Genomic DNA, 23255 nt, shown 5'->3' with positions numbered 1-23255 from the left:
CCGCCGACAGCCATTAAATAAGCCGATTGATGCTTTTTAATCGCATCAATCGCCACCGGACCGCGCTCGGCTTTACCAATCATCGCGATAAGCCCTTGCTCCAGCATCATTTCGGTAAAGGTATCCATACGGGTGGATGTGGTCGGGCCGGCAGGACCAACCACCTCATCGCGCACCGGATCAACCGGACCGACATAGTAAATCACCCGATTTTTGAAGTCCACTGGCAATGGCTCACCGGCGGCTAACATTTGTTGAATACGCTTATGTGCTGCATCACGACCGGTTAACATCTTACCCGATAATAAAAGCGTATCACCTGGTTTCCAGCTAGCCACCTCAGCCGCTGTTAACGTGTCCAAATTAACTGCTTTGGATTTATTGTAATCCGGCGCCCACTCGACATCCGGCCAGTTATCAAGCGATGGTACCGGCATGGCGGCAACACCACTACCATCTAATTCAAAATGAACGTGACGCGTAGCCGCACAGTTAGGAATCATGGCAATGGGCTTAGAAGCCGCATGCGTTGGGAAGCTCTTAATCTTCACATCAAGCACGGTGGTCAGACCACCCAGACCCTGCGCACCGATACCAAGGGCATTGACCTTTTCATAGAGCTCAATCCGCATTTCTTCCAGCTTATTTTGCGGGCCGCGCTGTAACAGCTCGTACATATCGATATCTTCCATCAAGGCTTGCTTAGCCATCAGCATGGCTTTTTCAGCAGTACCGCCGACACCGATGCCTAACATACCTGGAGGACACCAACCGGCACCCATGGTCGGTACCGTTTTAAGCACCCACTCCACAATATCCTCGCCCGGATTTAGCATCGCAAACTTGGTTTTATTTTCAGAACCACCACCCTTGGCTGCTACTTGCACCTCGACCTTATCGCCTGGCACAAGCTCAACCGATAGAATACAGGGAGTATTATCACGGGTATTTTTACGTTCGAAAATCGCATCATCAAGTACGGAGGCACGCAACTTGTTATCCGGGTTTAAATAACCTTGGCGCACCCCCTCATCACAGGCCTCTTGAAGACTACCGCTCAGTTCAAACTTGACCTCCATGCCGACTTTTAGGAAGATATTGACGATCCCAGTATCCTGACAGATGGGACGGTGACCTTCGGCAGACATTTTAGAGTTTGTCAGAATCTGTGCAATCGCATCCTTAGCGGCTGGACTTTGCTCCACCTCATAAGCACGTGCTAAATGCGCTAAATAATCCGCTGGATGATAGTAGCTGATAAATTGCACTGCATCAGCAATTGACTGAACTAAATCAGCTTCTTTAATAATGGTTGTCATAATATATCCTTTACCTTTAAATCAACCAAGACTGAGCACTCACCACTCAGTCTTGTAGTTCTTACGAGATAAAATCAAGATCGACCTAGCGACCCTTCCAAACTGGCTCACGCTTTTCAGCAAATGCAGTGGCCCCTTCTTTGGCATCTTCCGAGGTGAAGATATGCTGCATCCGTGGCTGCTGCAGGGCAAACATATCCTGATCACTCCACGTCCGGGCCTCATTGACCACCTGCTTAATCACTTGTAATGCTAGAGGACCATTTGCCGCAATTTTGTCGGCTAAGGCTAAGGCCGCCTCTAGCGCTTGACCAGGTTCAACCAAATGGTTAACCAAGCCTAAATCATATGCCCGTTGCGAACTCAACATCTCGCCAGTTAATAAAAACTCCATGGCAATTGCATAAGGTACACGATGAGAAAAACGTAACATACCGCCAGAGCCCGGTACCAAACCACGCTTAGCCTCTGGCAAACCAAATTTCGCTGTATTCGAAGCCACAATCAGATCACAGGCTAAACAGAGCTCAAAACCACCTGCCAGGGCATAGCCTTCAACTGCGGCGATTAACGGCTTTTTAGGCAGCGCCTCACACAGTCCACCCAAACCGCGACCAGGCACCACTGCGCGACGCTGCGTTTTAGCGAACTCCTTCAGATCCATACCGGCACAAAAATGCTCGCCCTGACCGCGCAAAATGCCTAATGACAACTCATCGCTATTTTCTAGCTCATCAATCGCATCAGCCAAGGCAAATGAGGTGTCATAAGTAAGCGCATTACGTGATTGAGGACGATTAATCGTAATCACTAATACGCGACCAATTTTTTCAGTTAAGACTAATGCCTCTGACATCAATACCTCCTAGAGTGATTTTATTATTAAAAATTGCTGTTGATTTTACCGCTAATTATGCTTATCTAGCAAAAGAGCATGCGCTCCGAGCTAAATAGTGTGACGTAGTTTAAAGGCCATGAGAAATTACGTGGAGCGCAGTGATTCTGTGTTTTATCAAGCTAAATATCCTAAAATTATAGGTTAATTAAATTTTTGGTAAATGTCATAGCATGCTTAGCTTTCAGCAAATAATTCTTACATTAGAAAATTATTGGGGTGCGCAGGGCTGCACCCTCCTACAACCTTTTGATATGGAAGTGGGAGCCGGTACTTCTCACACCGCCACTTTCTTAAGAGCCATTGGTCCAGAGCCATGGTATGCAGCGTATGTGCAACCATCGCGCCGCCCTAATGACGGTCGTTACGGTGAGAATCCCAATCGTCTGCAGCATTATTATCAATACCAGGTGGTGTTAAAACCTGCACCTAGCAATATCATCGATCTGTATTTAGACTCACTCAGAGCCCTAGGCATTAATCCCGAAGAGCATGATATTCGCTTTGTCGAGGATGACTGGGAAAACCCCACCTTAGGCGCTTGGGGCTTAGGTTGGGAAATCTGGCTCAACGGCATGGAAGTGACGCAATTTACCTACTTCCAACAGGTGGGCGGTTTAGACTGTTCAGCCACGACCGGTGAAATTACCTACGGTATTGAGCGTTTAGCGATGTATTTACAAAACGTTGAGAGCGTTTACGATTTGGTTTGGACCACAGATTTAGCGGGCAACCCTGTTTATTACCGAGATGTTTTCCATCAAAACGAGGTAGAACAATCCAAATACAATTTCGAATATGCCGATGTGGAGACCTTATTCCGTCATTTTAATGATCATGAAAAAAATGCCCAGCGTTTGATTGAGCTGCAATTAGCTTTACCCGCTTATGAGCAAGTGCTAAAAGCAGCCCACTTATTTAATTTATTAGACGCACGCGGAGCGATTAGTGTGACTGAACGTGCAACCTATATTGCCCGTATTCGCAATCTCTCCCGCAGCGTCGCCCAATGTTATTACGAATCTAGAGAAAAGCTCGGCTTCCCGATGCTCAAACAAGCAGCTCCCGTGGAGGCAAAATAATATGTCAACTAAAGCCTTATTAATTGAGCTCCTAACCGAGGAGCTACCACCCAAAGCATTACAACGTTTAGGCGAAGCATTTGCCACTACCATTGAAGCTGATTTAAAAAAACTGGCCTTATTGCCAGATGACTATCAGTATCGTTACTTTGCCACCCCTAGACGCTTAGCCATTCTGATTGACAAGGTGCTGCCACAAGCGCCAAAGCAGGACTTTGTTGAAAAGCTGATGCCTGCCAAAGTAGGTTTAGATGCCGCAGGCAACGCCACCCCTGCCCTAACTAAGCGCTTAGAGGCCAAGGGCTTAGCGCATTTGACCGTGGCTGATCTAAGTAAGGAATCCGATGGCAAACAGGACTTCTTAATTGCCCGTGGTAAGGCACCTGGCGCCATCTTAAAGAATCGCATTCAAGAGGTGGTAGAGCATTGTATTAGCCAATTACCTATCCCTAAGGTGATGCGCTATCAACTTGCCGATCGTCAAACCACCGTGCGCTTTGTCCGTCCAGCACATCGCTTAGTGGTATTACACGGCGATGAGATTTTACCTGTACAAGCACTTGGTCTAAGTGCTGGCCGTATCACCGAGGGTCACCGCTTTATGGGGGCCAAGACGATTTCACTCACAGATGCGGAGGAATACGAACAACGCCTAGCCGATGAGGGCATGGTAATTGCCGATTTTGAGCGTCGCCAAGCCATGATTCGTGAGCAACTACACCGTATTGCTGACTCGCTAGACACTACCTTGGGTGAGGATCCTGAAGTCGCTGAGTTATTAAATGAAGTCACCGCTTTAGTAGAGCACCCAACGGTTTATGTAGGACAATTTGATCGCAAATTCCTAGCCGTACCGCAAGCATGTCTGATTTTAACCATGCGTTTAAATCAGAAGTACTTCCCGCTTTTTAATAAAGCAGACGGCAAATTGGATCATCGTTTTCTGATTGTCAGCAATAGGCACTTAGCCGACCCTAAAAATATTATTGAGGGTAATGAGCGCGTTGTACGTCCACGCTTAGCCGATGCTGAATTCTTCTTTGATACGGACAAGAAAACCCCACAAAATGAGCGGGTAGCACAATTAGCCAATGTGGTCTATCACAATAAATTAGGCTCACAACTGCAAAGAACAGAGCGGGTGCAAGCCTTGGCCGCACTGATTGCCGAGCAATTAGGCACCAACAAGCAAGAAGCAGAACGTGCAGCCTACTTAGCCAAGGCGGATTTAGTTTCTTTAATGGTCGGTGAATTCCCCGAGCTACAAGGGATTATGGCATCCTACTACGCCGCTGGCGAGCAGGAAAGTTCTGCCGTTTGCCAAGCCTTAGCGCATCAATACGATGTCCGCTTTAACTTAGCGCCAAGCAAGGACGGCATCACTGCGCTCATTCTTTTTGTGGCTGAACGGGTTGAGACCTTAGTCGGCATTTGGGGAATTGGCTCTATTCCTACAGGTGAACGAGATCCCTACGGTTTACGTCGAGCTGCGCTAGGCATTATCAGTGCCTATGAATGGCTAGAACAAGCTCAACTTGATGGCATCAGTGCGGCACATTTAGATTTACCTGCGCTTTTAGCCAAATCCCTTAGCCTCTTTGATGCTAGCAGCGAGCTTAATCCTAATACTGCCACTGAAGTTTACGAGTTTATTTTGGAGCGTTACCGTAACCAATTACAAGCCGAGCATAGCAAAGCGGTGATTGATGCGGTTTTAGCCGTCAATCCACCTTTAGATCAAATACCTGAGCGGATTGCTGCGATTGAAGCCTTCTCTGCACTGGATGAGGCTGAAAGCTTAGCGGCTGCCAATAAGCGTATCAGCAATTTATTACGTCGCTCTGAAGATGAAGTGCACAACTTCGATGCAGCGTTATTACAGGATGAGGCGGAAAAGAATTTATTCACCACCTTGCAAGCTGTGGAGCCAGAAGTTATGGCGCTCTTTCAAAGCAAGGACTTCACTGGCGGTATGAGCCGACTAGCCGCTGTACGACCCGCCGTGGATGACTTTTTTAATGATGTGATGGTTATGACTGAGGATGTCGCAATTCGCGCCAATCGCTTAGCACTACTACAGCGTCTTCATGGCACCATGAATTTGATTGCCGATATTTCTCGCTTAGCCTAGTCTTTAAGCTTCACATAGGATTCAAGATGCCCAACAAACTAGTGATTCTCGATAGAGATGGGGTCATTAACAAAGACTCCGCAGATTACATTAAAAGTGCTGCCGAATGGGAACCTATTGCGGGCAGTCTTGAAGCCATCAGTCGTCTCAATGGCGCAGGCTATAAAGTGGTGGTCGCTAGCAATCAATCCGGTCTTGGGCGCGGCTATTTTACCATCGATGATTTAAATGCCATGCATACCAAATTGCGTCAACTCTTGGCAGAAAAAGGTGGCCTCATTGATGCCATTTTCATCTGTCCGCATAAGCCTGAGGATAATTGCCATTGTCGCAAACCATCTGCTGGACTATTTGAGGAAATAAAACGACGCTATAACATCGATCGCAGCGCAACGACCTATGCCGTGGGTGATTCCTTACGTGATTTACAGGCAGCGTCAGCCGCCGGCTTTAAACCCTGGTTAGTACTCACCGGCAATGGTCAAAAAACCCAGCAAGACCCAGCTTTTGACACAGATACACCGGTAAGTGAGGATTTGGCCGCCATGGTTAATCGCTTCCTGTCTGAAGTCACGCCTGCCGCTATGTAATCGGAGTTGCCGGATGAACTTTATTCGCTCCCTCATTTATGCCTTTTGCTTTATTGTCAGTGCCTTGATTTTAGGTCCGCTGATTGTTTTAGCCAGACCGCTGCCCTTTGCTAAGCGCTATCGCTTTGCAGTGCTTTGGCCACGGCTTTTAATTTATTTAGCCAAGGTGATTTTAGGGATTCGCTATGAGGTCAAAGGTAAGGAAAATATCCCCACCGATCGTCAGGTGATCTATTTAGTCAAGCACCAATCCGCTTATGAAACCCTATTTTTACCGTGGTTCACGCCCTTCCCAGTGGTCTTAGTGTATAAAAAGAGCTTGGAGTATATCCCGCTCTTTGGTTGGGCGCTAGCCAGCTTAAACAATATCCCAATCAACCGCGCCAAAGCCTCGGAGGCACTGCGGCAAGTACTGCGTATGGGCACGAAACGCATTAAAGAGGGGCGCTCACCGGTGCTCTTTCCCGAAGGGACACGCACCCCGGTTGGCACCAAGGGTCGCTATAAGCCAGGTGGCGTACGCCTTGCTATGCATGCACAATGCGATATCATCCCGGTCGCGCATAATGCCGGTAAAGTCTGGCCACGCAACGCCTTTATTAAAAAGCCTGGCTGCGTGACCCTCTCCTTTGGCCCAGCCATCAGTCCTGGCGATCGTAGCAGTGAGGAAATCATGGCAGCGGTTGAGCAGTGGATTGAGTCAGAGATGATCCGCCTAAACCCCGAGGATTATCCTAGCCAGGATCCAGCGGACACACCCTATGCCCAGAGCAAAAAGAAGCGCTAAAATAGCATGACAATGCTAAGCTGAACCAATTCATAAGGAGTTTTCATGTTAATACTACATACCATGTTACGCGTAGGCAATTTGGAGCGATCCATTGACTTTTATACCAAGGTCTTAGGCATGAGCTTATTACGTACTTCCGATAACCCCGAATATAAGTATAAGCTTGCTTTTCTCGGTTACGCCTCCAACCCCGAACAAGCTGAAATCGAATTAACCTATAACTACGGGGTTGAGGAGTACGAGATGGGTACGGCCTATGGTCATATTGCCATTGGTGTGCCAGATGCCTATGAAGCCTGTGCCAAGGTCAAAGCTGCGGGTGGTAAAGTCACGCGTGAAGCCGGTCCCGTACTGGGCGGTGAAACCGTGATTGCCTTTGTTGAAGATCCCGATGGTTATAAAATCGAATTTATCGAAAGAAAGGATATGAACGCCCCCGGCACGGGCCTACGGTAGAACAGAGCCTTAGCGCCCAACACTCACCCTCCCGGACAAGCGTTAGCGCTCGCTCGGGAGGAACTTAATTTTGTCCTACACCTGCACTATCCACGGCATCCGCTAAGGCAATAAACTGCTGCAAACTAAGATCCTCAGCTCTGGCCGTCGCTTCAATCCCCAAAGCCGCAAAATCCAAGCGCCATTGAGCTAGACTACGTCGAATCATCTTGCGTCGCTGACCGAAAGCTTGGGCTACAATCTCAGCAAATAGCTGATAGTTTTTTGGCTGTAGTCTATCCTCAGCTAATGGGATCATGCGCACAATGGCAGAATCAACCCGTGGTGGAGGATCAAAGGCCTCGGGACCCACATCAAAGAGCCCCTCCATGGCATAACGTTGTTGCAGCATCACAGAAAGCCGACCGTAGTCCTTAGAGCCTGGTTCAGCAATCATGCGTTGCACCACCTCTTTTTGCAGCATAAAATGCTGATCCTCAATCAAATCCACATATTCCATCAAATGAAATAAAATCGGCGTGGAAATATTATAAGGAAGATTACCCACCACGCGCAGCTTCCTAGTCGATGCGCTTATACGCTCAGCAAAGAGCGCTTTGAGATCGACTTTTAGTACATCGCTCTCAATCACGCGCAAACGCTCTGCGGGGTAGCGCCTGGCTAAACGCTGTACTAAGTCGCGGTCGATCTCAATCACTGTGAGTTGCTTTAGTCGCACCAACAATGGCTCGGTCATGGCCAATTGACCAGGACCGATTTCCACCATCAGATCATCCTCACGAGGAGCAATGGCATTCACAATGGCGTTGATAATATACTCATCAACTAAAAAATGCTGACCGAAACGTTTACGAGCTTGATGCGCCAATGCACTCTACCTATAGATCAAAAACTAGCGATTTCGCTTTTGCTCAAGACGATTATCAATAAAGGTGCGACCTCTGAGCTGCTCAATCCAATCCTCTAATACGGCGGCCGCACGCTCCTCAAAAATCGCCTCATTAGCCAAGGACTTACGGATAGAGGCTTGCTTGTCCTCCGTGCGTCGCTCCATCACCTCAATCAAATGCCAACCAAATGAACTACGTACTGGCTCACTGATTTGACCAATTTGTAAGCTATCGGCCGCCTTTTCAAAGGCCGGATCGGCTTGACCCGGTGTGATCCAACCAATATCCCCACCAATTGGTGCTGAGGAATCGTCAGAGTACTTTTCTGCCGCTTCGGAGAAACTCATACCGCTCTGAATCGCTTGCTGTACCTGAAGAATGCGCTCATGCGCTTGCTCATCCGTCATAATCGGGGTGCGACGAATCAGAATATGACGCACATGTGAATCAGTCACTTCGACCGGACCCTCTTGTTGTGCTGCCTGCACCCGTGGATCATGAACCACAATAGGGGCTGGTCGAGGGGCTTGTACCACGACTTCGCGTTGGCGCTCATGGATTAAACCACGACGCTCAACCACCTTCAGAATATGGAAACCATTTGGGGCCCGGAAGACACCTGAGACGCGACCATCTCGAACATTACGTGTCTGGTCCACGAATAATTTAGGCCAATCTTCAAATAAACGAATACCTAAGTTACCACCTTCTGCTGCCTCAGGTGCATTGGAGTACTCGCGGGCTACCGCCTCAAAGCTTGTGCCACCACGAATTTTTTGTAAGGCCTCATTGGCGCGTTTACGTGCCGCCTCAACCACCTCTTCTGAGGAGTTATCGGGCACCCGAATATAAATATGCTGGAAAGCAATCGCTTTAGGCTCAAAGCTCTGCTCTACGACAATGCGCTTTTCCGGCGGTGGCGCTTCAGGCTGAATCACTTGCGGGCGATAATTAGGTGAGACACCAGTCGGATTTTGCTTAATATAGGCCTCCACATCCGCTGGCGTCACATGAATACGGGACATTAAAATTTGACCGCGTACCTCATCCAATAAGACCTGGTTACGTAAACCCTCGACATAAGTAGTCCAGTCAATACCATGCTGACGGGCTGCCTCACGTAACTGCTCAGGCGTCATATTGTTATTAGCGGCAATCTCAGCAATCACCTGTTGCATACGACCATCACTGATTTCTAGGCCTAAGCGCTGGGCCTCATCCTCAACCAGTAACTCATCGATCATGCCTTGTAACACCTGATCTTGAGCGCGACGATCATTACCTGCTACACGATTAGCCGCCATACGCTCCTGTAACTGACGCATGGTTATAACCTCGGTGCCGACAATCGCAGCAATACCATCAGCAAATTGCCCCTGTTGAGCGGCTCGAGCTCCCTTTGTTTGAGCTTGGACCAATGTCATTGGCAAGGCCAAAAGCATTAAAGGCAAGGCTTTTAATGCCAATTGTCGTAATGTAACTTGTTTACGCATTTATTCATACCTTTCAAATGTAGAACGTACCGGTACCGGCACCTCTGTCGATTCGTATCCTGGAATGCTATCTCGAATCGTTTTCATAGGATCTGAGCCTAAGGCACCTAAACCATTTAATTCTAACTGGAAAAACACTCGTGAATTCGTTTTTTCTTGTGCAACTGCATATCTTTGGAATAATACCCGCGCCGACCAACAACAATTACTACGATATTCGATGCCAGCAACGCTCTGAGTAGAACGTCTTTCTTTAAATGAATAATCAAAACGCCCAACCGCATTCACTTTTGCTGTGATCGGCCATTGACCGGCAACAATCAAATTTTCTTTGGAAGGCAATTGATAGGAATAGATCCCACCACTTTCATTCAATAAAGGATCACGCTGATAGCGGTACGATAAACTCAAAGAGGTCAAACGCTTTGGGTTCCAGCGCAGCGAAACGCTTGACTGAGCAATTTTCTTTTCATAAGGATCATATTGTAGCGCTGCTTCAGTATTTAGCTTATCCGTAAGACGAGCACTTAGGGAAGCCAAAAACTCGGAACGGTTATTAGCTAATTGCTCATTATTAGAAAGTGTGACTTTTTGAGGTTCAAAAGAAAAACTTTGGGCTACCTGCAAAGCCAAGCGCTCAAGCCCACTATTTGCATCCAACCACCGCGTAGTCAATCCTAAGGTCAGTCGATTGGCATTATTAATTCTATCCCAGCCGCCGCTATAGCGATTTTCAGTAAAGGCAGTACCAAAGCCAAACTGACTGACCGACGTATCATAAACCGGGATACCCGACTGATCTCTAAATGGTATATATAAGTAGTAAAGTCTAGGCTCCAAGGTTTGTCTTGAGGGCTTGCCAAAAAACGTGGTTTCACGCTCAAAGGTCATGCCAGAGTCTACACTAAAAATCGGCAAGGTACGACTTTGAGCACGATCACGCGCTACCCCACGACCACTTTGTGGCCAAAAACCACCGTTGGGCAAATCCCTATACCAGTCCGTTTCATAATGGGAAAAATGCAAGCCTAACTTGGGGGTAATATACCAACCCGGTCGCACAATAGGATAACTGACAGTAGAGTATGAGCTTAAACGCGTCCCATCATACCTAGAATGACCGCGATTTTTGGGCCAATAGAAATGTGCACCATTTAACTCGGCCGGAAACTTAGGAAACTCAAACCGTGTCAGTGTATTAACCGTGCTCAGGTCAAAACCACCCCAATCATAGCGCGCACCGCGAATTAATAGCTCAGGCTTACGCTCATATTGACGATAAACACCCGCACCCGGGGTCTCACTATTTAAGTTCAGATCATGCAAACCCTGATACTGCTGCCAACGCAAAAAACCGCTCCAGTACTGATGCCCAGAAAACGTTAAGGTAGCACTTTGATTTAAGTAGGTACGATCGGCTTCCGTAACTTCCAAATCATCTAAATCTCGGAAATAGTTACCGTCTGAAGCCTTATTCCAATTCAAATTAAAACCAAAGTTAAAACCGAATAAGCTGCCCAGTTGATGACGATGCGTAATACCGTAAGTCCAACGCTTCTGATTATTGAAATGCTTATCCCGAGGTAGATAAGCCGCAGTCAATTGACCCGAATAGGTCGGCTGCAAATAGCGGAACTCACCGCCCAGCATCAGTCCCCGCTTAGATAACCAACGCGGCGTCAAAGTAGCATCGTAATTAGGGGCTAAGTTAATAAAATACGGCGCAATAATATCAGCACCACTACGTGAAGAATAGGAAAAAGTCGGGGTTAAAAAACCCGTTTTCTTTTCCTGACGTAATGGAAAGGTAAAATACGGCGACCAAAAAACCGGTATATCACCCACATAGACTTTAGCATTGCGAGCAATACCCTCATTTTCATCATCGTAAATATCAACACGCTCGGCAGCTAAATACCAAGAAGGGTCAGGGCAAGGGCATGAGGCAAAGGTCGCATTAAATAAACGCAGATGATTACGATCCAACATATCAGCAAAATCAGCACGACCGGAGCTACCATCGGCAAAGGAATAGATCGGGCCCAGAAACTCACCGCTCTCTGTATTGACGTTGTACTCGATTTCCTCTCCGGTAAATAAATTACCCTCTTGTAAAAGGCGGGCATGCCCCTCGGAGCGAATTCGGCCGAGCTCACGTTCGTATGTAATACGATCGCCCTTTAAAATCACATCAGCACGCCTGACCTGTGCGCCCCCCTGCAGAATCAGTTGATTGCTATCATCAACCACATCAACCGTTTTACTATCGGTGATGGTGACAATATCATCTTGCCCTGCCTTATTCTCACCTAACATCGGCGATTCCAGCAGCGGCACACGCAAACCAGGGCTTTGGGCCTGGGCTCCACCCATAGCGACTAAAACGATAAGAACTAAAGCACTGCCTCTAAACACCATGTATTCCGATTGGGAAAAGCAAAAACCTGCTGCAACTAAAAGTAAAACTAAGCCAGCTTAAAAGACATAAGGGCTTAGTATGTTCTAAAATTATTGATATTTTAACGATGTAAACGCTATATTTTATAGCAAGTCATTCAGTTACATTAAATTCTGTCCCTATTAAATTTATTTATTGTTTATGGCCTTAACAATCACAGCCGAACGTTCAAAGCAATTAAATCAATGGCTATCTGCACTGACAGCAAAGTATCAATTCGACTTTGATACCTTGGAAGCGGCTTCTTCGGATGCCAGCTTTAGAAGTTACTACCGTATTTACAGCACCGCCCAACAAACGACGCTGATTATTATGGATGCGCCGCCCCCGCATGAAAACTGTGCAGTGTTTGTCGCCATTGATCAGCTACTGGAGCAACAGAGTTTAACCGTTCCCAAAATCTTGGAACAGGAACAGCAAGCCGGTTTTTTATTACTCTCAGACCTGGGACAAACTACGTATTATCAAGCAGTACAAGCTGGCCTAGATGATGCAACACTACAAGGCATCTATCGTGAGGCCTTAGATGCACTCGTACAGATGCAACAAACGCCTGCTGCTCATCTACCACCCTATGATGCACCACGCCTACGTGAGGAGATGAATATCTTCGAGGAATGGTATATCGAAAAGCATTGTCAGAATCAGCTGACAGACCTTGAAAAGCAACGCCTCTACCCGACCTTGGATGCGCTCGCTGCCTTTAATGCACAGGAACCACAGGTTTTTGTGCACCGTGACTTCCACTCCCCTAATCTGATGCTAATATCACCAGAGCAGGAGGCTAGGAATCCCGCCATTATTGATTTCCAAGATGCGTTATATGGCCCGCTGTCTTATGACCTAGCCTCCTTGGTGATGGATGCACGCACTACCTGGGATGAGCCGCAACAGTTAGACTGGGCCATTCGTTATTGGGAAAAGGCGCGAGCAGCCGGGCTACCGGTGCCCGAGGATTTTGGCGATTTCTATCGTCAATATGAGACCATGAGCTTACAACGCAATCTTCGCATTTTAGGTGTGTTTGCCCGCCTCGCCATACGCGATCATAAACAGCAGTATTTGGAGCATATCCCCCGGGTGCTTGCTTATATTCGCCAAGTAGCTAATCGTTATCATGAGTTTGCAATTATTGCGCGCATTCTTGATCGTCTGGAAAATATCACTGTTGAAGCGAGGTACACCTTTTGATCCAAGCGATGATCCTAGCGGCCGGCCGTGGTGAACGGATGCGCCCGCTCACCGACCACACCCCGAAGCCCTTACTTGAGGTTGGCAATAAGCCGCTTATCGTGCATCATATCGAGCGTTTACAAGCGGCCGGTATTACTGATATTGTGATTAACCATGCTTGGTTAGGCTCACAGATTGAGAGCTATTTGGGTGATGGCTCACGCTACGGCGTCAGCATCGTATACTCGCCTGAGGGTGATGAGGCCTTGGAAACCGCAGGCGGCATCACAAAAGCGCTACCGCTATTAGGTGATTATGCTTTTTTAGTGATGAATGGCGATGTTTGGTGCGATTGGAACCCTATCGAGGCGATGAATCATGTTAACGCCATTGATCAGGGTGCGGCCCAAGCCTGGTTGCTATTGGTCGATAATCCAGCGCATAATCCGCAGGGTGACTTTATTTTAAACAGCAATGGCAGAATACACCCTCGCAACCACTTAAGCGCTCCCAGTGACAGCCTTACCTTTGCGGGTATTGGGGTCTATCACCCAAGCCTTTTTAAAGGGCTTGCGAGTGGTCAAAAAGCACCTTTAGCCCCCCTGCTTAAGCATGCGATGCTTAGTGATCAAGTGGTGGGACAGCATTATCGAGGTCAGTGGGTAGATGTGGGAACACCTGAGCGCCTTGAATTACTAAACAATCAATTATGCAAATAAGCCCCATTCATTAAGGAATTTAGCAGTTAATAGGAATTTTTATGTTCAGATCCTCAAATCGAGCCTTTAAACCCTCCGTCTACGAAACTGGTCGCCGTCGCAAACGGGGCATGCCACGTTGGTTAGTGATTTTATTTACCGGCGTTATTATCGGTGCGGGCGGTTATTGGTTTTTACAAACCAATTACGGTGCTACTCGCATCACGGTCGAGGAGTCACACCAGCTTAATCAACAAATTAGTCAGCTAAACCAAGAGCAATACGCCTTACAGGCCCGTGGCGAAGAGCTCAGCCAAAACCTACAACAAACCGAAACTGAAAACAGTCGTTTATTAACACAGCATCAGGAAGCGGAAGCAAAAATCTCTCAATTAAAGCAAGAAATTGAGCTCCTAAGACGTGCTATTCCGCAGGATCCTAACGCCACCCCGGTCGGCTTAAGACACGCTAACTTAAAGGCTGAATTAGGCAAATTACACTACGACCTACTGCTCATGAAAAGAGAGGATCAAGCAGAGGACATTGAGGTCACGATTGAGAGCAATATTGAGGGACGCTACCGTAATGGTCGCCTAGGCCGTACCAGCCCCCCAGCTGTTCATGCCACCGTGGGTACCATGACGCAGTTGAACGGTGAACTTGAATATGATGAAGCACAACGTACGCTAACCGCTACCGTCGTTACCTTTACCGTTAAAAACGCCGCTAGTGGCGAGGTCTTAGGTCGCCGCACCTTTAACGTAAACTAATCATGCGATGACGCTGGCTGGCGCTGCTAAGACTGAGCCCAGCCCTGAGCCTAAGCCACGGCTTGAGTTGTTGATATTTACTTTCCACTGTCTTAAATAGGCTTATCCAGACCTCGAATATGGCACAATGGAGAGTATTATTTAAATTTAATTATTCATTATTTATCACCTATGAGTGCATCTAATTCAGACGTACCTGTTTCTAATTTTCTGCGCACCATTATTGAAAATGATCTGAGCGCAAATAAGTTCCAAAATAAGCGTTGGGCCGGCAGACCAGGCCCCTTATCGGTGCAGCAAGACGCACCAAGAGACTCTGCCCGCATTCGTACGCGCTTTCCACCCGAGCCTAATGGCTACTTACATATCGGTCATGCCAAAAGTATTTGTCTAAACTTTGGTTTAGCGCGCGACTATGGTGGTGAATGTCATCTACGCTTTGACGATACTAATCCCGAAAAAGAAGAGCAAGCTTACGTTGACAGCATTATTGATACGGTCAAGTGGCTAGGTTTTGATTGGAACTACGACGGCAAGGAGCATTTATACTTTGCCAGTGATTACTTCCAGTTTTTCTATGAGTTTGCGCTTGCCTTAATCGAAAGCGGTGATGCCTATGTGGATGAACAAAGCCCTGAGCAAATTCGTGAAAATCGCGGTACCTTGACTGCGCCCGGGATGGACTCACCATGGCGCAACCGTCCGGTTGAGGAGTCTTTGACACTCTTCGAAGAGATGCGTGCAGGCAAGCACCCTAATGGCAGTCTTTGTTTACGCGCCAAGGTTGATATGAAATCGCCTAATATCAATATGCGTGATCCGGTGATTTACCGAATCCGCCATGAGGCACATCATCGTACCGGCATGGATTGGCCAATTTATCCGATGTACACCTTTGCTCATCCGCTGGAGGATGCGCTGGAAATGATTACGCATAGTATTTGTACACTTGAGTTTGAGGATCAGCGACCTTTTTATGACTGGGTCATTGACAAGTTAATCGCCCTAGGGCATCTGCCAGAGCAACGTCCTCATCAATACGAATTTGCCCGTTTAAACTTAAATCATGTGGTTACCAGTAAGCGTCGCTTAAAGCGCTTAGTGGACGATCATTTTGTCGAGGGCTGGGATGATCCACGTATGCCGACGATTATGGGCTTACGCCGTCGTGGCTACACGCCGGAAGCGATTCGTTTATTCTGTGAGCGTATCGGGGTATCTAAAGCGGATTCCCGCATTGATTACAATATTCTCGAACAGGCTCTGCGTGATGACTTGGATCCCAAGGTTGACCGTGCGGTGGCCGTACTGGATCCGATTAAGTTAATTATTACTAACTACCCTGAGGGTCAATCCGAGCTCTGCCAAGCGCCTAAGCACCCACATAATCCTGAGCAGGGTATGCGTGAGTTTCCATTTAGCCGCGAGCTGTGGATTGAGCGCGAAGACTTTATGGAAAACCCACCTAAAAAGTACTTCCGCCTTTTCCCGGATAATTTAGTGCGTTTAAAATACGCCTATATCGTCAAGTGTACCGGCTTCAAACAGGATGAAGATGGTAATGTGATTGAGGTCTACGCCGAGTATCTACCTGACACCAAGAGTGGTACCCCTGGTGCCGCTAGTGTCAAGGTCAAAGGCACCATTACTTGGGTCAGTGTAGCGCATGCCGATGAGGTTGAGGTCAAGCTTTACGACCGTTTGTTTACGGTAGAAAATCCAGACGCGGGCGGTCAAGACTTTCTCGAGTTTATTAACCCCGATTCTGTCAAAACCGTCACTGGCTTTATTGAGCCGGGTACGACCATCACCCCGGGCGCACGTTGGCAGTTTGAGCGCTTGGGCTATTTCTATGTCGATGGCGAAGCGCAAGACAAAACAGTGATTAATCGTAGTACGACGCTACGTGATAACTGGGTTTAATTTTTATTTATTTTAAATAGGCATTAGCGTGAGTAATCAAACAGCACCGGTTTTGCAATTAAAGGGTGGCTTTATTTATACCCTACGTTTAATTCTGCAAAGCAATGATATTGAGCAAATTAAAGCGGCCTTGGAGGATAGATTAGCTAAAACCGGCAGTTTATTTTTAAATGAGCCTTTAATTATTGATGTCAATGAGATTGAAGCGCCCTTAGCTTGGGCCGAACTGCTAGATTTTCTTAACAAGAAAAATCTTCCAGTGATTGGTGTCAGTGCCCAGGGCGAGCTGCTAGAGCAAGCCGAGGGGCGCGGTTTGTACATTATTGATGTTGATAATCTACCTAACCGTGAAGCGCCGGAGCCCAGTCCAACGACCGAAGCGGTGGTATTAGAATCCACAGCAACCACCACGTCTGTCCAGGACCTGCCATCACGCGAGGAAGCACCGACTGAGGCTAGCAAACCGACCATGGTGTTAAAGCGTCAATTACGTTCTGGCCAACGCGTTTATGCACGCAATGCGGACTTGATTGTGATTGGTGCGGTTAGTCCCGGCGCCGAGATTATTGCCGATGGTAATATCCACGTTTATGGACCATTACGGGGTCGTGCGATTGCTGGTGCGCGCGGTAATACCGCAGCACGTATTTTCACCTCGCACTTGGATGCCGAACTAGTCGCTATTGCCGGTATTTATCGACTGATTGATGAGGATTTCTCACCAGAAACTCATAAAAAAGCAGCCATTATCGAGCTAGAGCATGAGTCTCTCCTCTTTCATTCCGGTGAGGACTTCAATTAAAAGCAAAAAAGCTATATGCAACAATGTTTTACAGAAGCATTGAAGCATATACAGCCACTTTAATTTTGGGTTAAGATAGTAGCCAAATTTTTAACAATAGGAATCTCTATGGCACGTATTATTGTTGTAACTTCCGGCAAGGGTGGCGTCGGCAAAACCACCACTAGCGCTAGCTTTGCTGCTGGCCTGGCGATGCGCGGTCACAAAACAGCGGTTATCGACTTTGATGTGGGTTTACGTAACCTGGACTTGATTATGGGTTGTGAGCGTCGCGTGGTTTATGACTTTATTAATGTGATTAGTGAGGAAGCAACTCTAAACCAAGCACTCATTAAGGATAAGCAACTTGATAATCTCTATATTTTGCCAGCCTCGCAAACACGCGATAAAGACGCACTGACCGTTGAGGGGGTGGGCAAGGTACTAGACGATCTTAAAGCCATGGGTTTTGAGTATATTGTATGTGACTCCCCTGCTGGTATTGAGACAGGTGCTCTGATGGCTGCCTATTATGCGGATGATGCCTTAGTTGTGACTAACCCGGAGGTTTCATCGGTACGTGACTCAGATCGTATCTTGGGTATTTTATCTTCAAAATCCAAGCGCGCTGTTAACTCTGAAGAACCGATTAAAGAGTATTTAGTCGTTACGCGCTACAACCCTAAGCGCGTTGAAGAGGGTGATATGCTTTCAATCCAAGACATTGAGGACATCTTACGCATCGGCTTAATCGGCGTGATTCCTGAGTCTGACGATGTCATTCAAGCTTCCAATACGGGCTCACCAGTGATTCACCTGAAAGACAGCAAGGTTGCTCAAGCCTATGAGGATGTGGTTGATCGCTATTTAGGCGCTGATAAACCGATGCGCTTCACTACCCCCGAAAAGACGGGTTTACTCAAACGTATTTTCGGAGGGAAGTAGTTCATGTCTTTACTTAAATTACTATTAGGTGAAAGAAAAAAGTCCGACTCAGCCAAAATTGCTAAGGAGCGTATCAGCTTTGTTTTAGTACGCGATGCCAATGACGGTCCTGACTTCTTGCCTGAGCTACAAAAAGAGCTGATTGAGGTGATTTCCAAATACGTTAAAGTCAATCCTGACGATATTAAGGTATCGCTCGACAAGCAAGACAGCTTAGAGGTACTTGAAGTCAAGATTGAAATGAGCCAAGAAGAGATTAATGCTGCCAAAGAAGCAAAAAAGGCCTAAATTAATCTCACGCGCCCAATAAAAAACCGAAGAGAGTATCTTCGGTTTTTTTGCCTGAACGTATTAATTACTTACCGACCTGGTTACCAATGACACCGCCCACTGCTGCACCACCCACAGTACCTAAGGCACTACCACCCGTCATCAAGGCACCCGCACCACCACCGATAGCTGCACCGGCGATCGTACTCTTATCACGCGTAGACAGGTTTTGGCACGCAGTTAAACTACCCACTAGGGCCACCAACACAAAATACTTGCCGATTGTAGTTTTCATAATTCACCTCATTTTGCTTTAAAAACTCAGTCAATGGCAGGTTTAACTGAGGAACTTAACACTGATCTGCGTCGCAGACTAATAAAACCCACCACGCACTCAGCCCTACTAACATAACCCATATCAATCGCAAATACTATTGGAATACTTATTGAAATGTATCCATTTGAAAAGCATTTCAACTTAGATATTACCTTAACTAGTCTTTTTAAGTTCCTGTTACTAAATAATAAATTTAAAATTTTATTTTAAGGATTTATAGCGAATGCGTTTAGGCTGAGCAGCATCCTCGCCAAGACGACGCTTCTTATCCTCTTCGTACTCCTGATAGTTACCCTCAAAGAAATAAACCTGTGAATCACCCTCAAAGGCAAGAATATGGGTTGCAATACGGTCTAAGAACCAGCGGTCGTGGCTAATCACCATCACCGTACCGGCAAACTCCAGCAAGGCATCCTCAAGTGCACGTAAGGTCTCTACATCTAAATCGTTAGACGGTTCATCAAGCAACAAGACATTACCACCACTAATTAAGGTTTTAGCTAAATGCAATCGACCGCGTTCACCGCCTGACAACTCACCGGTGATTTTGCTTTGATCGGAGCCTTTAAAGTTAAAACGACCCAAATAAGCACGCGCAGGCATTTCAAAACGGCCTACGGTGAGTACATCTTGACCGTCAGCAATCACATCAAAAACCGTTTTTTTATCGTCTAAACTAGCCCGTGATTGATCCACATAGGCTAGATTTACCGTTTGCCCTAGCTTCACCTCACCGCTATCGGGCTGTTCTTGACCCGCAATCATACGAAATAAGGTCGATTTACCGGCGCCGTTCGGACCGATAATACCGACAATGGCACCAGCCGGCACCCGGAAGCTTAAATCATCAATTAAGACCCGATCACCAAAGGACTTCGTGACATTCACAAATTCGATCACTTCCTGACCTAAACGCTCAGCCACAGGGATAAAGATTTCCTGGGTTTCATTGCGGCGTTGATACTCATGCGATGAAAGCTCCTCAAAACGTGCCAGACGGGCCTTAGACTTGGCCTGACGCGCTTTAGGATTTTGTCGCACCCACTCCAATTCACGACTAATGGTGCGTTGACGAGCACTCTCTGCAGCCTCTTCCTGCTTTAAGCGATTTTCCTTTTGCTCTAACCAAGAAGAATAATTGCCCTTCCAAGGAATACCGTGACCGCGGTCTAACTCTAAAATCCATTCGGCAGCATTATCTAAAAAGTAACGGTCGTGAGTCACAGCAACCACGGTACCGCGGAACTTTTGCAAGAAAATCTCTAACCACTCCACACTTTCGGCATCCAAATGGTTGGTCGGTTCATCAAGCAACAGCATATCCGGCTTAGATAAAAGTAAACGACACAAGGCGACACGACGCTTCTCACCCCCGGATAAATGCTCAACCTTGGCGTCCCACGGAGGTAAACGCAAAGCATCAGCAGCAATTTCCAACTGATGTTCAATATCATCACTACCACCGGTGGCAGCTGCAGCAATAATCGCCTCCAACTCTGCCTGCTCAGCAGCTAAGGCATCAAAATCAGCATCAGGTTCAGCATATTCGGCATACACCTCATCCAAGCGCTTACGCGCCGCAAAGACCTCACCCAAGCCCTCTTCCACCGCTTGCCGTACCGTATGCTCCGGATTAAGCTGCGGCTCTTGCGGTAAATAACCAATGCTGATGCCGGGCATCGGAATGGCCTCACCCTCGATTTCTTTATCCACTCCAGCCATAATTTTTAATAAAGTCGATTTACCCGAGCCATTAAGACCGAGCACACCGATTTTGGCACCGGGGAAAAAGGATAGGGAAATATCTCTAAGAATTTGACGCTTGGGTGGGACAATTTTGCCCACACGGTTCATTGTATAAACGAATTGAGCCATAAATAATCAGTAGTAAAATAAGATGTAAGAAACAGGCTAATTGTAATCAAAAGCGGGGTAAACTGTTGTAACCACCGCCATTTATCAACTTATTGTTTAGAAAATAGCTATGACTGGTGCCTAAGCGCCATGACATAGATTAAGATCGATTGTTTTGATTCAGTGTATATAAATCAAGCAAATTTATCATGAAAAAAGTATTTACAGACGAAGAACTCGAAATTTTAGCCAAAACGGCCGATGCCTTAAGCGCCTGGACCGGTAAATGTGTACTTTGTGAAAAAAACATCACCGATGAGGGCGTTGAAGTGGCCATTTTTGCACAGGTCCTCGACGCCAATGCTAGCCCACAACAAGCCGCCGATGCAGATGAGGTCGAAGAGCCTCATGCGGTCAAGGATGAAGACGAAGGTCAATTTCTACTGCTAGGCGGTGCCGATTCAACGATTATCGGTAGTGCCGGTGGCTTAGAGGATATCAGCAGCCAGGTCTACGAGTGCCGTCTATTATTTAGCATTATGTTTAATGCTGATGAGGGACAATTTGCCGAGCGCTTTATTTTGGTTAATGATGAGTTCGAGCTGGTTACCACGGCCGATGAAATCGAGGAGCTAGTGCCTTTGAGCCTACGTGAAGTGGATGATATTGACGACTGGCTTGATACCGAGGATTGGGACAGCGATGATGATGAGGATTGGGTTGAACACCAACGCCTACCCTCTTCTCATAAAGATAGTGAGCACTAAACTATATTAAAAGGCCTCCGAGCAGCTCAAAGGAAGCGGAGGCATTTGCTTTTAAGGTAGCGCTTTATCTCTTAAAAAAAGGGCCAAACCAAGCGGATAGCTTAAGGCCACCAATACGCAAGCGGCCGGGTTGCGCAATCGTGTTGCCTCCGGTCGTGCAATCCCCTTGGCCTTAAGGTGCAATCGAAAACGGGTATAGCGCACAGCCGCTTTAAAAAACTCGAGTGGATTTTTAAAAAACCAAGCAATGCTTTTTTCAACCGTATCATGGGCTAGCAGCAACAAACCCAAGGCATGCTGAGAAGCGTTGCTGGCGCCTTGTCGGCTGAGCGAATCGCCAGAGTCATAATACACTCGATAAACATCGTTAACAAAACGTGTTAAATAACCAGCACGCGCTATTTCACGCCAAACAATACTCTCAGGCACAAAGCCATCATACGCCTCAGGAAAGGGAAAGCAGCGCAAAATCTCAGTATTGAGACAGCCGAACTTCTCACCCCGAGGATGGTGCTTAAAGTACATATCGATAGAGCTCATATCGACCTCATCACGAAAGAACTTATCACCAACAATTGAACCATCCGGTCGCTGACAAAGCCCGGTCACGGCAATAAAGCCTGCACGCTTAATGGCCGGAATACGATGCCACGTCTCCCACATCGACGATAAGGCATTTGGCAAGAGCGTATCGTCCGAATCTAGGGCAACAATTAACTCGCCTTGTGCAATCGAGACCCCGTGATTAAATGCAGTTTTTTTATGTTGATTTGGTTGCCAGGCGTAGCGAATGGGAATAATACCTTCATTTGCCCAGGCTAAGACTAAGTCGGCGGTATTGTCGGTTGAACCATCATCGATCACTAGCCACTCAAAATCCCCAAAATCTTGGGCTTTGAGTGATTCATACACGCGTGGCAAGGTGTCAGCCCGATTATAGGTCGGCGTGAGCACGGTAAAACCGTATTGATTCATAATAAGATGATCTTAGAAAAAGCTAAACTAAAAGGTAGTGTAACCCTAATTCACATCGCAAGATAGCACGATTGTTTACAAAACATTTCATGCCTGCTAGCGATACGATGCTTTAGCATCAACGATCCTATGTGAGTAAAAACTAAAAAGCCACCGTGAAAGAACGGTGGCCATGCCTGCTTGAATACCGCTTAGGCTTGATTTCTAAGCTACTTAGAAACTAATGCCTAAAAGCTAAACTGATAAGCTAGGTATACCCAAGCTAAAAAGTACTACTTAAGCTTATTCGCTTGGCTGACTTTTTCTAACATCTTCCAAACGCCTTTTGGCGAAGTTGAATATAAACGCTTCAACTCTTTGCTGATGCAACGACGCTCTAACGTGTTACGGCGCGTACGTTTAATTTCTGCCATGACTGCCTCTGATTAAAAACTAATTAAAATATGAAACTGCTAAAAACTTTGGTAATCGATAATCTTAGCATATTTTCTGCTGATACGCTAGCTAAGCCTATGTTTTTATGCAGCTAACTTTAAAATGTCGTCTTTAGGCTATATTACGGGCGATAATAGAAGCCATCGTTTACACAGTAAAGTCGCTTGAAAAGCGGTAATTTGCCGCCATCTGTTTAAGTCGTATACCCACAGCATTCTATCTT

Annotated in this window: 22 protein-coding genes; 13 read left to right on the top strand and 9 right to left on the bottom strand. The window is 46.8% G+C overall.

What is annotated here, in order from left to right; genetic code table 11:
• Both HMPREF3144_RS08760 and HMPREF3144_RS08755 read right to left on the bottom strand, forming a co-directional pair.
• On the bottom strand, positions 1-1319 hold a 1319-nt coding region (locus tag HMPREF3144_RS08760), incomplete at its 3' end, for a fumarate hydratase (protein ID WP_246823935.1).
• Between the two features lie 85 nt (positions 1320-1404).
• On the bottom strand, positions 1405-2175 hold the full coding sequence (locus tag HMPREF3144_RS08755) for a crotonase/enoyl-CoA hydratase family protein (protein WP_070477472.1): 771 nt from the start codon (positions 2173-2175) through the stop codon (positions 1405-1407).
• A gap of 212 nt (positions 2176-2387) precedes the next feature.
• Between HMPREF3144_RS08755 and glyQ the strand changes: the two genes are divergently transcribed.
• The 5 genes from glyQ to gloA are packed head-to-tail and all read left to right on the top strand — an operon-like array spanning position 2388 to position 7263.
• Positions 2388-3296 (top strand): glycine--tRNA ligase subunit alpha, encoded by a 909-nt coding sequence (gene glyQ / locus HMPREF3144_RS08750; RefSeq protein WP_018026787.1) that lies wholly within the window; start codon positions 2388-2390, stop codon positions 3294-3296.
• 1 nt (position 3297) lies between these two features.
• Entirely contained in the window at positions 3298-5427 is a 2130-nt protein-coding gene (glyS, locus tag HMPREF3144_RS08745) for a glycine--tRNA ligase subunit beta (protein ID WP_070477470.1), read from the top strand.
• A 26-nt stretch (positions 5428-5453) separates the two neighbouring features.
• Positions 5454-6017: a D-glycero-beta-D-manno-heptose 1,7-bisphosphate 7-phosphatase gene (gmhB, locus tag HMPREF3144_RS08740; protein ID WP_070477469.1), complete on the top strand. Its 564-nt coding sequence runs from the start codon at positions 5454-5456 to the stop codon at positions 6015-6017.
• Positions 6018-6030: 13 nt separating this feature from the next.
• Positions 6031-6804, top strand: a complete 774-nt coding sequence (locus tag HMPREF3144_RS08735) for a lysophospholipid acyltransferase family protein (RefSeq protein WP_070477467.1) — start codon at positions 6031-6033, stop codon at positions 6802-6804.
• A gap of 45 nt (positions 6805-6849) precedes the next feature.
• A complete protein-coding gene (gene gloA, locus HMPREF3144_RS08730; protein WP_018026783.1) occupies positions 6850-7263 on the top strand; it encodes a lactoylglutathione lyase in 414 nt (137 codons plus the stop codon).
• A gap of 64 nt (positions 7264-7327) precedes the next feature.
• Here gloA and rsmA read toward each other — a convergent pair whose 3' ends face one another.
• The 3 genes from rsmA to HMPREF3144_RS08715 are packed head-to-tail and all read right to left on the bottom strand — an operon-like array spanning position 7328 to position 12064.
• On the bottom strand, positions 7328-8131 hold the full coding sequence (rsmA, locus tag HMPREF3144_RS08725) for a 16S rRNA (adenine(1518)-N(6)/adenine(1519)-N(6))-dimethyltransferase RsmA (RefSeq protein WP_070477465.1): 804 nt from the start codon (positions 8129-8131) through the stop codon (positions 7328-7330).
• A 24-nt stretch (positions 8132-8155) separates the two neighbouring features.
• Positions 8156-9646, bottom strand: a complete 1491-nt coding sequence (locus HMPREF3144_RS08720; RefSeq protein WP_070477464.1) for a peptidylprolyl isomerase — start codon at positions 9644-9646, stop codon at positions 8156-8158.
• The gene (locus HMPREF3144_RS08715; protein WP_231552487.1) at positions 9647-12064 is read right to left on the bottom strand and encodes an LPS-assembly protein LptD; all 2418 of its coding nucleotides are present in this window, start codon (positions 12062-12064) and stop codon (positions 9647-9649) included.
• Positions 12065-12245: 181 nt separating this feature from the next.
• Between HMPREF3144_RS08715 and HMPREF3144_RS08710 the strand changes: the two genes are divergently transcribed.
• The 7 genes from HMPREF3144_RS08710 (at position 12246) to minE (ending at position 18682) form a co-directional block, all read left to right on the top strand.
• On the top strand, positions 12246-13295 hold the full coding sequence (locus HMPREF3144_RS08710; RefSeq protein ID WP_070477462.1) for an aminoglycoside phosphotransferase family protein: 1050 nt from the start codon (positions 12246-12248) through the stop codon (positions 13293-13295).
• Positions 13295-13996 (top strand): N-acetylmuramate alpha-1-phosphate uridylyltransferase MurU, encoded by a 702-nt coding sequence (gene murU, locus HMPREF3144_RS08705; protein WP_070477493.1) that lies wholly within the window; start codon positions 13295-13297, stop codon positions 13994-13996. Before HMPREF3144_RS08710 ends, murU begins: the two co-directional genes overlap by 1 nt.
• Before the next feature lie 41 nt (positions 13997-14037).
• Positions 14038-14745 carry a hypothetical protein gene (locus HMPREF3144_RS08700; protein ID WP_070477460.1) on the top strand — a complete coding sequence of 236 codons (708 nt, stop codon included), beginning with the start codon at positions 14038-14040 and terminating at the stop codon, positions 14743-14745.
• Between the two features lie 171 nt (positions 14746-14916).
• A complete protein-coding gene (locus HMPREF3144_RS08695; protein ID WP_070477458.1) occupies positions 14917-16668 on the top strand; it encodes a glutamine--tRNA ligase/YqeY domain fusion protein in 1752 nt (583 codons plus the stop codon).
• Between the two features lie 28 nt (positions 16669-16696).
• Positions 16697-17470: a septum site-determining protein MinC gene (gene minC, locus HMPREF3144_RS08690; protein ID WP_070477456.1), complete on the top strand. Its 774-nt coding sequence runs from the start codon at positions 16697-16699 to the stop codon at positions 17468-17470.
• Positions 17471-17578: 108 nt separating this feature from the next.
• Positions 17579-18394, top strand: a complete 816-nt coding sequence (gene minD / locus HMPREF3144_RS08685; RefSeq protein WP_018026774.1) for a septum site-determining protein MinD — start codon at positions 17579-17581, stop codon at positions 18392-18394.
• 3 nt (positions 18395-18397) lie between these two features.
• Positions 18398-18682, top strand: coding sequence for a cell division topological specificity factor MinE (gene minE, locus HMPREF3144_RS08680; RefSeq protein WP_018026773.1), 285 nt, complete (start codon positions 18398-18400; stop codon positions 18680-18682).
• 67 nt (positions 18683-18749) lie between these two features.
• On the opposite strand, the gene HMPREF3144_RS08675 is transcribed toward minE, so the two are convergent.
• A complete protein-coding gene (locus HMPREF3144_RS08675; RefSeq protein ID WP_018026772.1) occupies positions 18750-18959 on the bottom strand; it encodes a glycine zipper 2TM domain-containing protein in 210 nt (69 codons plus the stop codon).
• Positions 18960-19202: 243 nt separating this feature from the next.
• Positions 19203-20876: an energy-dependent translational throttle protein EttA gene (ettA, locus tag HMPREF3144_RS08670; protein ID WP_070477454.1), complete on the bottom strand. Its 1674-nt coding sequence runs from the start codon at positions 20874-20876 to the stop codon at positions 19203-19205.
• Positions 20877-21064: 188 nt separating this feature from the next.
• Here ettA and HMPREF3144_RS08665 point away from each other — a divergent pair, with 188 nt between their 5' ends.
• Positions 21065-21622, top strand: a complete 558-nt coding sequence (locus tag HMPREF3144_RS08665) for a hypothetical protein (RefSeq protein WP_070477453.1) — start codon at positions 21065-21067, stop codon at positions 21620-21622.
• A gap of 51 nt (positions 21623-21673) precedes the next feature.
• Here HMPREF3144_RS08665 and HMPREF3144_RS08660 read toward each other — a convergent pair whose 3' ends face one another.
• Together HMPREF3144_RS08660 and HMPREF3144_RS11720 are read right to left on the bottom strand one after the other, a co-directional pair.
• A complete protein-coding gene (locus tag HMPREF3144_RS08660; protein ID WP_070477451.1) occupies positions 21674-22597 on the bottom strand; it encodes a glycosyltransferase family 2 protein in 924 nt (307 codons plus the stop codon).
• 272 nt (positions 22598-22869) lie between these two features.
• The gene (locus HMPREF3144_RS11720) at positions 22870-23010 is read right to left on the bottom strand and encodes a hypothetical protein (RefSeq protein WP_018026767.1); all 141 of its coding nucleotides are present in this window, start codon (positions 23008-23010) and stop codon (positions 22870-22872) included.
• Between the last annotated feature and the right edge of the window lie 245 nt (positions 23011-23255).

This window comes from Oligella sp. HMSC05A10, assembly GCF_001808335.1.
Lineage (GTDB): Bacteria > Pseudomonadota > Gammaproteobacteria > Burkholderiales > Burkholderiaceae_B > Oligella > Oligella urethralis.
The sequence above is the reverse complement of the archived record's forward strand: the minus strand, read 5'-3'. Positions and strand labels throughout refer to the sequence as shown.